The 12011-nt window shown below is 59.8% G+C and carries 13 protein-coding genes and 2 tRNA genes; all 15 read left to right on the forward strand.

Annotation, left to right across the window (positions count from 1 at the left end):
- Positions 1-298 precede the first annotated feature (298 nt).
- The 15 genes from ACSQ9D_RS05570 (at position 299) to nuoK (ending at position 12009) form a co-directional block, all read left to right on the forward strand.
- Positions 299-375: transfer RNA gene (locus ACSQ9D_RS05570), tRNA-Asp, on the forward strand.
- Between the two features lie 52 nt (positions 376-427).
- Positions 428-504, forward strand: a tRNA-Asp gene (locus ACSQ9D_RS05575).
- 334 nt (positions 505-838) lie between these two features.
- A complete protein-coding gene (locus tag ACSQ9D_RS05580; protein WP_007789653.1) occupies positions 839-1204 on the forward strand; it encodes an NADH-quinone oxidoreductase subunit A in 366 nt (121 codons plus the stop codon).
- Complete coding sequence (locus tag ACSQ9D_RS05585; protein WP_037117439.1) at positions 1195-1779, forward strand: NuoB/complex I 20 kDa subunit family protein; 585 nt, start codon at positions 1195-1197, stop codon at positions 1777-1779. The genes ACSQ9D_RS05580 and ACSQ9D_RS05585 overlap by 10 nt, the downstream gene beginning before the upstream one ends.
- Positions 1780-1794: 15 nt before the next feature.
- On the forward strand, positions 1795-2397 hold the full coding sequence (locus ACSQ9D_RS05590) for an NADH-quinone oxidoreductase subunit C (protein WP_436281449.1): 603 nt from the start codon (positions 1795-1797) through the stop codon (positions 2395-2397).
- A gap of 73 nt (positions 2398-2470) precedes the next feature.
- Positions 2471-3661: an NADH-quinone oxidoreductase subunit D gene (locus ACSQ9D_RS05595; RefSeq protein ID WP_436281450.1), complete on the forward strand. Its 1191-nt coding sequence runs from the start codon at positions 2471-2473 to the stop codon at positions 3659-3661.
- Positions 3661-3933, forward strand: a complete 273-nt coding sequence (locus ACSQ9D_RS05600; protein WP_436281451.1) for a hypothetical protein — start codon at positions 3661-3663, stop codon at positions 3931-3933. The genes ACSQ9D_RS05595 and ACSQ9D_RS05600 overlap by 1 nt, the downstream gene beginning before the upstream one ends.
- Before the next feature lie 16 nt (positions 3934-3949).
- Positions 3950-5074 carry an NADH-quinone oxidoreductase subunit E gene (locus ACSQ9D_RS05605; RefSeq protein ID WP_436281452.1) on the forward strand — a complete coding sequence of 375 codons (1125 nt, stop codon included), beginning with the start codon at positions 3950-3952 and terminating at the stop codon, positions 5072-5074.
- A gap of 10 nt (positions 5075-5084) precedes the next feature.
- Entirely contained in the window at positions 5085-6389 is a 1305-nt protein-coding gene (gene nuoF / locus ACSQ9D_RS05610) for an NADH-quinone oxidoreductase subunit NuoF (RefSeq protein ID WP_018857053.1), read from the forward strand.
- Positions 6390-6391: 2 nt separating this feature from the next.
- Positions 6392-7027: a 5' DNA nuclease gene (locus ACSQ9D_RS05615; protein WP_436283768.1), complete on the forward strand. Its 636-nt coding sequence runs from the start codon at positions 6392-6394 to the stop codon at positions 7025-7027.
- A 218-nt stretch (positions 7028-7245) separates the two neighbouring features.
- Entirely contained in the window at positions 7246-9327 is a 2082-nt protein-coding gene (gene nuoG, locus ACSQ9D_RS05620) for an NADH-quinone oxidoreductase subunit NuoG (protein ID WP_436281453.1), read from the forward strand.
- Between the two features lie 12 nt (positions 9328-9339).
- A complete protein-coding gene (nuoH, locus tag ACSQ9D_RS05625; RefSeq protein ID WP_024314717.1) occupies positions 9340-10383 on the forward strand; it encodes an NADH-quinone oxidoreductase subunit NuoH in 1044 nt (347 codons plus the stop codon).
- Positions 10384-10423: 40 nt separating this feature from the next.
- Positions 10424-10915, forward strand: a complete 492-nt coding sequence (gene nuoI, locus ACSQ9D_RS05630; RefSeq protein WP_007789671.1) for an NADH-quinone oxidoreductase subunit NuoI — start codon at positions 10424-10426, stop codon at positions 10913-10915.
- Between the two features lie 141 nt (positions 10916-11056).
- Positions 11057-11671: an NADH-quinone oxidoreductase subunit J gene (locus tag ACSQ9D_RS05635; RefSeq protein ID WP_007789673.1), complete on the forward strand. Its 615-nt coding sequence runs from the start codon at positions 11057-11059 to the stop codon at positions 11669-11671.
- Positions 11672-11700: 29 nt separating this feature from the next.
- Positions 11701-12009, forward strand: a complete 309-nt coding sequence (gene nuoK / locus ACSQ9D_RS05640; protein WP_007531803.1) for an NADH-quinone oxidoreductase subunit NuoK — start codon at positions 11701-11703, stop codon at positions 12007-12009.
- The last annotated feature ends 2 nt before the right edge of the window (positions 12010-12011 follow it).

The following is a 12011-nucleotide window of genomic DNA, read 5'->3' on the forward strand; positions in this document are numbered from 1 at the left end:
TTGAGTGGAGCTGCTTGCCTTGCCTTTGTCTTGGCGATTTCTGAACTGTGGAAAACCGCAGGCTGGGCAGGCGAGGGCTGGGGAGTTGGTTGCCTGCCCGCAGCTCGGCAGACACTCACTTAATAATACACCGATTCTGCCCATGGAATTTGAGGCCCCGAAAACAATTCGCGGACTGTCATCGTTTTGTCTCTAAAGCTGCTTGACACTGAAATGCGAACCCCTTAGTTAGCCGCTCATCGAAGCGGCGAGGCTGCTTTGACACGGACGCGAAAGCTTCCGGATGCTTGAAATGAATGCGGGTGTAGCTCAGTCGGTTAGAGTGCCGGCCTGTCACGCCGGAGGTCGCGGGTTCGAGCCCCGTCACTCGCGCCATTTCAAGAAAGGTACCACCTGGTGCTTGATCCGGTCCTTTAGTCCACCATGCGCGGGTGTAGCTCAGTCGGTTAGAGTGCCGGCCTGTCACGCCGGAGGTCGCGGGTTCGAGCCCCGTCACTCGCGCCATTCCGTCCCGGATATGGACTTTTTTCTCTCTTTGTTGCGTGCCTGCTTGGTCACCGGTTCCAGTCTTTCCTTTGGCTTGGAGTTCGTCGTTCGCTGCGAGCCATGCAATATCCGGTGGGCTGGCATGCAGTCTGAATCAACTTGTGTGGATTTGTCGCGACATCATTGCATCTGCTTGATAATGTCGCGCCTCGACAGTCGAATTGGTGCTCTAAAAGTCTTGCGCCGTGGCGCTGGCTGCGCTAACCACGGCTGTGTTGCAACGCACGTTCGCTTGCCGGGCAATTGCCCACTTGCGCCTTCCTGGCGCAGCCCGCAAGCAGGGATGAACCTGATGACTGGACTGCTCAGTTCCTATATTCCGATCGCTATTTTCATTGGTATCGCCCTTGTAATCGGCCTGGCGCTTCTGATCGCGCCGTTTGCCGTTGCCTTCAAGGCGCCTGATTCCGAAAAGCTTTCGGCCTTCGAGTGCGGCTTCAACGCATTCGATGACGCTCGCATGAAGTTCGATATCCGTTTCTACTTGGTATCAATCCTCTTCATCATCTTCGACCTCGAAGTCGCTTTCCTCTTTCCGTGGGCCGTTTCGTTCGGCGCGATCGGCTGGTTCGGCTTCTGGTCCATGATGGTCTTCCTCGCTGTGCTGACCATCGGCTTTATCTATGAATGGAAAAAGGGAGCCCTGGAATGGGAGTAGCCCAAAGCGATAAGGCGCTCGTCGCGCCACACCCGAAAGGCATCATCGACCCGGCAACGGGCAAGCCGATCGGCAGCGACAGCGCCTTCTTCGGCGAAATCAACGATGAACTGGCCGACAAGGGCTTTCTCGTTACCTCGACCCGCGATCTGATCACCTGGGCCCGTACGGGCTCGCTGATGTGGATGCAGTTCGGTCTGGCATGCTGTGCCGTCGAAGGCTTGATGCAGGTTTCCGGTCCGCGTTACGACATGGAGCGCTTCGGTGTTGCTCCGCGCGCTTCGCCGCGCCAGTCGGACGTTATGATCGTTGCCGGCACGCTGACCAACAAGATGGCGCCTGCGCTCCGCAAGGTCTACGACCAGATGCCTGAGCCGCGCTACGTCATCTCGATGGGATCCTGCGCCAATGGCGGCGGTTACTATCACTATTCCTATTCGGTCGTCCGTGGTTGCGACCGTGTCGTTCCTGTCGATATCTACGTGCCGGGCTGTCCCCCCACGGCAGAAGCGCTGCTCTACGGGGTGCTGCTTTTGCAGAAGAAGATCCGTCGAACCGGAACGATCGAGCGCTAAGGGCGGAGGACTGTCATGACTGAAGCCTTGAGCGAATTGTCTTCCTATCTCCGCGAGATGCGCGGCGATCTGTTTCTCGATGCATCCATCAGCTACGATGAGCTGAACGTAGCTGCGACGCCGGAAACGATTCTGGCGCTTTTGACGTTCCTGCGCGACGACGCACGCTGCGGCTTCATCAGCATGATCGATATCTGCGGTGTAGACTGGCCGCAGCGCGAAAAGCGTTTCGATGTCGTCTATCACCTGCTGTCGCCGAAGCAAAACCTGCGCATCCGCGTCAAGGTTGCCGTGGCTGACGGCGAACCGGTGCCGTCGGCAACCGTCGTTTATAGGGGTGCCGAATGGTTCGAGCGAGAAGCCTGGGACATGTACGGCATTCCGTTCTCCGGTCATGCGGACCTGCGCCGTCTTCTCACTGATTACGGTTTCGAGGGCCACCCCCTGCGCAAGGACTTCCCGACGACCGGTTACGTCGAAGTGCGTTATGACGATGCTGCCAAGCGCGTTGTCTACGAACCCGTCGAACTGAAGCAGGAATTCCGCAATTTCGACTTCATGTCCCCTTGGGAAGGCACGGACTACGTGCTGCCGGGAGACGAGAAGGCGGCGAAGTGAAGATGAGGCTCGGATTTCTTGAAGCCTCTCTGCTTTTCGTCCAATGCCAATTGCCAGCGCGGAGCGCGTCGCTATGACTGAACATAACGTTCGCAATTTTACGATCAATTTCGGACCAGAACACCCGTCCGCGCACGGTGTTCTGCGTCTCGTGCTTGAACTCGATGGTGAAATCATCGAGCGCGTCGATCCGCATATCGGCCTTCTGCATCGCGGCACCGAAAAGCTGATCGAGACGAAGACCTATCTGCAGGCCGTTCCCTATTTCGATCGTCTCGACTACGTCGCGCCGATGAACCAGGAACACGCTTTCGCGCTCGCCGTCGAAAAGATTCTGAAGCTCGAAATTCCGATTCGCGGTCAGCTCATTCGTGTTCTCTACTCGGAAATTGGTCGAATCTTGTCGCACATCATGAACGTGACGACGCAGGCCATGGACGTCGGTGCGATGACGCCGCCGGTCTGGGGCTTCGAAGAGCGCGAAAAGCTGATGGTGTTTTATGAGCGCGCCTGCGGCGCCCGTATGCACTCGGCCTATTTCCGTCCGGGTGGTGTTCACCAGGACCTCCCGCCGGAGCTGGTCGAGGATATCGGTAAATGGTGCGATCCGTTCTTAAAGATCCTCGACGATATCGAATGCCTGCTGACCGACAACCGTATCTTCAAGCAGCGTAACGTCGATATCGGCGTCGTATCGCTGGCAGACGCATGGTCGTGGGGCTTCTCGGGCGTCATGGTGCGCGGTTCGGGCGCTGCCTGGGATCTGCGCCGCTCGCAGCCCTACGAGTGTTACAACGATATGGAATTCGACATTCCGATCGGAAAGAACGGCGACTGCTACGATCGCTACCTGATCCGAATGATCGAGATGCGCCAGTCGGTTCGCATCATGAAGCAGTGCGTCGAGCGCCTGATGGGCAGCGCAAAGACGGGTCCGGTCTCATCGATTGACGGCAAGGTCGTTCCGCCGAAGCGCGGCGAGATGAAGCGTTCGATGGAAGCGCTCATTCACCACTTCAAGCTCTACACGGAAGGCTATCACGTGCCGGCCGGCGAAGTGTATGCGGCCGTCGAAGCGCCGAAGGGCGAATTCGGCGTCTACGTCGTGGCCGATGGCAGCAACAAGCCGTACCGCTGCAAGATCCGTGCACCGGGCTACGCCCACCTGCAGGCGATGGACTTCCTGTGCAAGGGCCACATGCTCGCTGACGTGACGGCCGTGCTCGGTTCGCTCGACATCGTGTTCGGTGAGGTAGACCGCTGATGAAGCTGCTGCCGCTTGCTGCTGTTGTTCTCTTTGCTGCCTCCGGGGCCATCGCCCAGGAAGTCGGTGGAATGGGCCCGAAGCTGGGCCAGGGCGAGGTGCAGCCGCCGGCAGCAAAGGCCTCTATGGGCGAGCTGTTGTCCAAGGGCTATGAAATCAAGGCTGCCGTTCCGAACGGCGGCAAGTTCGTTGTGTTTTTGCAAAAAGACCAGTCGGCCTACGCATGCGAGATGAAGTCTCTGACGGCATCGCAGTGTGGGACCATAAACTGACAAGGCGTGAGGAAGAATGTCCGTTCGTCGATTAGCCGAAGATCAATTCCAGCCTGCCGCGTTCGCCTTCAATGACGAGAACGCGGTCTGGGCGGAAAAGACGATCAAGAAATATCCCGCTGGCCGTCAGCAATCCGCGGTCATCCCGTTGTTGATGCGGGCGCAGGAGCAGGATGGTTGGGTCACGCGCCCCGCGATCGAAAAGATCGCCGACATGCTCGACATGGCCTATATCCGCGTTCTCGAAGTTGCGACCTTCTACACGCAGTTCCAGCTGAACCCGGTCGGCACGCGCGCCCACATCCAGGTATGCGGCACAACGCCCTGCATGCTGCGCGGCTCGGAAAGCCTGATGGCGGTGTGCAAGAGCAAGATCCACCATCACCCCTTTGAGCGTAACGTTGACGGCACGCTCTCCTGGGAAGAAGTCGAATGTCTTGGGGCCTGCGTCAACGCGCCTATGGTCATGATCGGCAAGGATACGTACGAGGACCTGACGCCGGAACGTCTCGAAGAAATCATTGATACCTTCGAGGCCGGCAATGGCGCGAGCATCACGCCCGGCCCGCAGATCGACCGTCACTTTTCGTCGCCGGAAGGCGGCCCGACGACGCTGACGGAAGACGATTCGAAGGCAAAGAAGGCGCCCGCAAAGAAGGCCGTTGCCGAAGCTGCGACGGCAAAGGTCGATGCTGCTCCGGTTCCGCCGTCTGAAGTTGCGCGCCCGAAGAGCACCGATGCTGAAACCAACGCTGCATTGAAGACGCCGGCAACGGCGCCGAAGGCGGCCGCGAAGAACGTGAAGGCTGTCGAAGAACAGGCGGCAGCGGCTCGGGTTGCCACGGCAAAGCCCTCGCTTACCGACAAAAACCGTCCGGCCGGTATCGAAAAACCGGCCGCTCCGGATGATCTGAAGCTGATCTCCGGCGTCGGTCCGAAGATCGAAGGCACGCTCCACGAACTCGGCATCTTCACCTTCGCGCAGGTCACGAGCTGGAAGAAGGCCGAACGCGAATGGGTTGATGGCTACCTGAATTTCAAGGGCCGCATCGAGCGCGACGACTGGGTCAAGCAGGCCAAGGCGCTCGCCAAGGGCGGCGAAGCCGAATACATTAAAGTCTTCGGTAAGAAGCCGCGGTAAGGGGTGAAGCATGTTACAAGATAAAGACCGCATCTTTACCAATATCTACGGCCTCAAGGACAAGTCTCTGAAGGGCGCGATGAGCCGCGGCCACTGGGACGGCACCAAGCAGATCCTCGAAAAGGGTCGCGACTGGATCATCAACGAGATGAAGGCATCGGGCCTTCGCGGCCGCGGCGGCGCGGGCTTTCCGACCGGTCTCAAGTGGTCCTTTATGCCGAAGGAAAGCGACGGACGCCCGCATTATCTCGTCGTCAATGCCGACGAATCGGAGCCGGGCACCTGCAAGGACCGCGACATCATGCGCCATGATCCGCATACGCTGATCGAGGGCTGCGTGATCGCCAGCTTCGCCATGGGTGCAAACGCGGCCTATATCTACGTCCGCGGCGAATATATCCGTGAGCGTGAAGCCCTGCAGGCGGCGATCGATGAATGCTATGATTACGGCCTGCTCGGCAAGAACAACAAGCTCGGCTGGGACATGGACATCTTCGTCCATCACGGCGCCGGCGCCTATATCTGCGGCGAAGAAACCGCGCTGCTCGAAAGTCTGGAAGGCAAGAAGGGCCAGCCGCGCCTGAAGCCGCCGTTCCCGGCCAACATGGGTCTCTATGGCTGCCCGACGACGGTCAACAACGTCGAATCGATCGCAGTTGCTCCGACCATTCTGCGCCGCGGCGCTGGCTGGTTCTCGTCGATCGGTCGTCCGAACAATGTCGGCACCAAGCTGTTCATGCTGTCGGGCCACGTCAACAAGCCGTGCACCGTCGAAGAGGAAATGGGCATCACTTTCCGTGAGCTCGTCGATCGTCACGCAGGCGGCATCCGCGGTGGTTGGGACAACCTGCTTGCAGTGATTCCGGGCGGCGCATCGTGCCCGATCGTTCCGGCCAAGGACATCATTGACTGCCCGATGGACTTCGATGGCCTGCGCGCTGTCGGTTCTTCGTTCGGTACGGCCGCTGCGATCGTCATGGACAAGTCCACCGATGTCATCAAGGCCATCGCCCGCATCTCGGCCTTCTTCAAGCATGAGAGCTGCGGCCAGTGCACGCCGTGCCGCGAAGGTACCGGCTGGATGTGGCGCGTGATGGAGCGCATGGCCAAAGGCAATGCCCAGAAGCGCGAAATCGACATGCTGTTCCAGGTCACCAAGCAAATCGAAGGTCACACTATCTGTGCGCTCGGTGATGCTGCCGCATGGCCGGTGCAGGGTCTGATCCGTAACTTCCGTCACGAGATCGAAGCGCGTATCGACCAGTATACGGCAAGCGCACTGGATCACGGGGCGGTTCTCGAGGCTGCAGAGTAAGGCTGATGACGAAGGCGTCCGATAGCACTGACAAGGAAGGGATGGCTGATTTCTCGGCCGACTTCGGCCGTCTGGCTGCCGAGATGCTGGAAAACGCCCGTGCGCTGCCGGTGCCGTCCGTGATGGTCAATCCGGCTGCGGCAATGGCTGCGGCTACCGCGATCGGTTTCGGCTTTTCGACGCAGATGGCCGGCGCATTCTTCGGAGCGCTGCAGGGCGCGCTCGATGCAACGAGCAAGCTCGCCTCCGTTCTCGACGAAACGCCGCCCGATGAGGGCAAGCCGCAAGTCGAGGTCCGGCCGGAGACGGTTCGCCCGGCGCCTGCCAGGAAGGTTGCAGACAAAGTCAAGCTTTCGGTTGTTCCGGCCAAGCAACCGAATGCAACGCCTGAAGTGGTTGCCAGGCCTGCTTCACGCGCTCGAAAGGCGGACGATCTGAAACAGATCTCCGGCGTCGGTCCGAAGATCGAGCAGGTGCTGAATGCCAAGGGCATTCGCTCCTTCGCTATGGTCGCCGGCTGGTCGGACGAGGACGCGGCGCACATCGACGCCGAACTCGGCTTCGACGGGCGGATCGCCCGCGATGGCTGGGTTGCGCAGGCCAAGGCGCTGGTCGCCAAGGGGCGAAAGCGGAAGTAAATTTTCGGCCGAAACGGCCGGAGCAGGGTCAAGGCCGAAGAGTGACGGGCAGGCGCCCAAAACTGCGGAGGCCGAAGGCTGATCCCGGGTCTCGGGATCGGCAGAGAATTTGAGCGACACCGATGCCAACGGGATAAGAATCCGGCCTGGCAGCGAAACTGTTGCAAAGTGGGTTTGTTTGCCGCCATCCGGCAAACGGAAAACAGGACTGAGTGACGATGGCAAAACTGAAGATTGACGGTAACGAGATCGAAGTCCCGGATCATTACACCCTCATTCAGGCGTGTGAGGAAGCCGGTGCTGAAGTTCCGCGCTTCTGCTTCCATGAGCGCCTTTCGGTTGCCGGCAACTGCCGCATGTGCCTCGTTGAGGTAAAGGGTGGGCCGCCGAAGCCGCAGGCATCCTGCGCCATGGGCGTGCGCGATATCCGCGGCGGCCCGAACGGCGAGCTGCCGGAGGTCTTCACCAACACGCCGATGGTCAAGAAGGCCCGTGAAGGCGTGATGGAGTTCCTGCTGATCAACCATCCGCTGGATTGCCCGATCTGCGACCAGGGCGGCGAATGCGACCTGCAGGACCAGGCGATGGCCTTTGGCATCGATAGCTCGCGCTATCAGGAAGATAAGCGCGCCGTCGAAGACAAGTACATCGGACCGCTCGTCAAGACCGTCATGAACCGCTGCATTCACTGCACGCGTTGCGTTCGCTTCACGACCGAAGTGGCCGGCATTTCCGAACTCGGCCTGATCGGCCGCGGCGAGGATGCCGAAATCACGACCTACCTCGAGCAGGCGATGACCTCCGAGCTGCAGGGCAATGTCGTCGACCTTTGCCCGGTTGGCGCTCTGACCTCGAAGCCGTTCGCCTTCACGGCACGTCCGTGGGAATTGAACAAGACCGAAACGATCGACGTCATGGACGCACTCGGTTCCGCAATCCGTGTTGACACGCGCGGCCGCGAAGTCATGCGCGTGATGCCGCGGGTCAACGACCAGATCAATGAAGAGTGGATTTCCGACAAGAGCCGCTTCATCTGGGACGGCCTGAAGACGCAGCGCCTCGACCGCCCATACGTCCGCAAGGACGGCCGCCTGCAGGCAGCGACCTGGGGCGAAGCTTTCGGCGCGATCAAGGCTGCCGTTGCCGCGACCAGCGGCGACAAGGTCGGCGCAATCGCCGGCGACCTCGCATCCGTCGAAGAAATGTACGCACTGTCGGAGCTCGTGAAGTCGCTCGGTTCCGAGAACCTCGACTGTCGCCAGGATGGGACGGCACTTGATCCGTCGCTCGGCCGCGCAAGCTACCTCTTCAACCCGACGATCGAAGGCATCGAGCAGGCGGACGCACTGCTGATCATCGGCGCCAACCCGCGCTTCGAAGCCGCCGTGCTCAACGCCCGCATCCGCAAGCGCTGGCGTCGCGGCAACTTCCCGATCGGCGTGATCGGCGAAGCTGGCGAACTGCGCTACGGCCATGAATATCTCGGCGCTGGCCCGGACACACTGAAGGATCTCGTCGACGGCAACCACGCCTTCGCGAAGGTTCTGACGGATGCCAAGAAGCCGCTGATCATCATCGGCCAGGGCGCTCTGTCGCGCAGCGATGGTGCTGGTGTTCTCGCAACTGCTGCAAAGCTTGCCGGCACGGTCGGCGCAGTCGTCGAAGGCTGGAACGGCTTTGCTGTTCTGCACACGGCGGCATCGCGGGTCGGTGGTCTCGACCTCGGCTTCGTACCGGGCGCAAAGGGCGTCAACGCTGCAGAGATGCTGGCATCAATGGACGTTCTCTTCCTGCTCGGCGCCGACGAACTTGATTTCGCCGCCAAGAAGGCAAAGCTGACGGTCTACATCGGATCGCACGGTGACAGCGGTGCCCACAATGCCGATGTCATCCTGCCGGCGGCTGCCTACACGGAAAAGTCCGGCACCTGGGTCAACACCGAGGGTCGCGTTCAGATGGGCAATCGCGCCGGCTTCGCACCGGGTGACGCCCGTGAAGACTGGGCGATCCTGCGCGCGCTTTCCGACGTGCTCGGCAAGAAGCTTCCGTTTGATTCGCTTGGCGAATTGCGTGCAAAGCTCTATGCGGCCTTCCCGCATTTCGCAGCGCTTGACGAGATCGCCGAAAGCGACAGCGCCAAAATTGCCGCAGTTGCGAAAAAAGCCGGCAAGATGAACAAATCCGGGTTTGCTTCGCCGGTCAAAGACTTCTATTTGACGAACCCGATCGCGCGCGCTTCGGCAGTGATGGCCGAGTGCTCGGCATTGGCCCGCAACAACTTCAAAGTCGCGGCAGAGTAAGGGCAGGGGACTATGGAATCGTTTGTTTCAACTTATGTCTTGCCTGGCCTCCTCATGGTCGGTCAGTCGCTTCTTCTCCTCGTCTGCTTGCTCGTCTTCATCGCCTACATCCTGTTGGCCGACCGCAAGATCTGGGCAGCAGTTCAGCTCCGCCGGGGTCCGAATGTGGTGGGTCCGTGGGGACTTTTCCAGTCCTTCGCCGATCTTTTGAAGTTCGTCTTCAAGGAGCCGGTCATTCCGGCCGGCGCCAACAAGGCGGTCTTCCTGCTGGCGCCGCTCGTGACCGTGCTTCTGGCGCTGTCGACCTGGGCGGTCGTGCCTCTGGCTGATGGATGGGTCATCGCCAACATCAATGTCGGCATCCTCTACATCTTCGCGATCTCCTCGCTTGAAGTGTATGGCATCATCATGGGTGGCTGGGCTTCGAACTCGAAGTATCCGTTCCTCGGCGCTCTCCGCTCGGCCGCGCAGATGGTGTCCTACGAAGTCTCTATCGGCTTCGTCATCGTCACAGTCCTGCTCTGCGTCGGTTCGTTGAACCTGACGGATATCGTCCATGCCCAGCAGGCCGGCCTCGGCACGCGCCTCGGTCTGCCATCGTCGTTCCTCGACTGGCATTGGCTGGCGCTGTTCCCGATGTTCATCATCTTCTTCATTTCGGCGCTGGCCGAAACAAACCGCCCGCCCTTCGACCTTCCGGAAGCAGAATCGGAACTCGTCGCCGGCTTCATGGTCGAATACGGCTCCTCGCTCTACATGATGTTCATGCTCGGCGAATATGCGGCCATCGTTTTGATGTGCTCGCTGACGACGATCCTGTTCCTCGGGGGGTGGCTGCCGCCGGTCGACGTATGGTTCCTGAACTGGGTACCGGGCGTCATCTGGTTCACGCTGAAGTCGTGCCTGGTGTTCTTCATGATCGCGATGGTCAAGGCATTTGTCCCGCGCTATCGCTACGACCAACTGATGCGGCTGGGTTGGAAGGTCTTCCTTCCCTTGTCGCTCGCCATGGTCGTTATCGTTGCATTCGTGCTGAAGCTGACGGGTTGGGCATGATCATGCCGGCCCTCGTTTCAAGCAATATTGGAGGTTGAAGATGGCAGGCTTGTCCAACGCTGTCAGCTCGCTGTTCCTGAAGGAATTCGTCAGTGCGTTCTGGCTGACCTTCAGGTACATTTTTAAGCAGAAAGCAACAATCAACTACCCGTTCGAAAAGGGGCCGGTCAGCCCGCGCTTCCGCGGCGAACACGCACTGCGTCGCTATCCCAACGGCGAAGAGCGCTGCATCGCCTGCAAGCTCTGCGAGGCGATCTGTCCTGCCCAGGCAATCACCATCGAAGCTGGTCCCCGCCGCAACGATGGCACGCGCCGCACGGTTCGTTACGACATCGACATGGTGAAGTGCATCTACTGCGGCTTCTGCCAGGAGGCATGCCCGGTCGATGCGATCGTCGAAGGTCCGAATTTCGAATTTGCAACGGAAACCCGCGAAGAACTCTACTTTGACAAGGCGCGGCTTCTGGAGAACGGCGACCGTTGGGAGCGCGAAATCGCGCGCAACATCGCGCTGGACGCACCGTACCGTTGATCGAAATTGAAATGCCGGAATGCCGCCCATCGCGCGGCTACCGGTCAACATGCACCGAGGCTTTGCCGGATCCGTCCATGCGAAGCTTCATCGGGCAGGGAAACTCCCGGCTGCCCGGGGGAAGATGAAAAAGGCACCAACATGGGTCTGCAGGCTCTATTTTTCTATCTTTTCGCCTTTGTCGCGGTAGCGTCGGCGTTCATGGTCATTTGGTCGAAGAATCCGGTACATTCGGTTCTCTTCCTGATCCTGGTTTTCTTCAACGCGGCCGGCCTCTTCCTGCTGCTCGGCGCCGAATTCCTCGCGATGATCCTGCTCGTCGTTTACGTCGGTGCCGTGGCGGTTCTCTTCCTCTTCGTGGTCATGATGCTTGACATCGACTTCACGGAGCTGCGCGCCGGCGTTCTCGAGTACGCGCCGATCGGTGCGATAATCGGGTTGATCCTGGCTGCTGAGCTCATTGTTGTCGTCGGCGGTACGGTCATTTCGCCGGAGATCGCCAAGACGGTCGCGATGCCGATCCCGGCTCTGACCGAGCGGACGAATACCGCCGCACTCGGCGACGTGCTCTATACGAATTACGTCTACTTCTTCCAGATCGCTGGTCTCGTGCTGCTCGTCGCTATGATCGGTGCGATCGTGCTGACGCTCAAGCATCGCACGCACATCAAGCGGCAGAACATTGCCCGACAGGTTGCCCGCAATCCGGCGACCGCCGTTGAGGTGGTCAAGGTCAAGCCGGGGCAGGGCGTTTGATGCAGGCGCGAGCTTAAGGAACAAACACAATGGTCATCGGACTTTCCCATTACCTGACGGTCAGCGCCATCCTCTTCACGCTCGGCGTCTTCGGCATCTTCCTGAACCGGAAGAACATCATCGTCATCCTGATGTCGATCGAGCTCATCCTGCTCGCGGTCAATATCAACATGGTCGCCTTCTCGTCGTTCCTGAATGACATCGTCGGCCAGGTTTTTGCACTGTTCATTCTGACCGTCGCTGCAGCTGAAGCGGCAATCGGTCTTGCAATTCTCGTCGTCTTCTACCGCAACCGCGGCTCGATCGGCGTCGAAGACGTCAATATGATGAAGGGCTGAGG

The organism is Rhizobium sp. LjRoot258 (assembly GCF_964254185.1).
Lineage (GTDB): Bacteria > Pseudomonadota > Alphaproteobacteria > Rhizobiales > Rhizobiaceae > Rhizobium.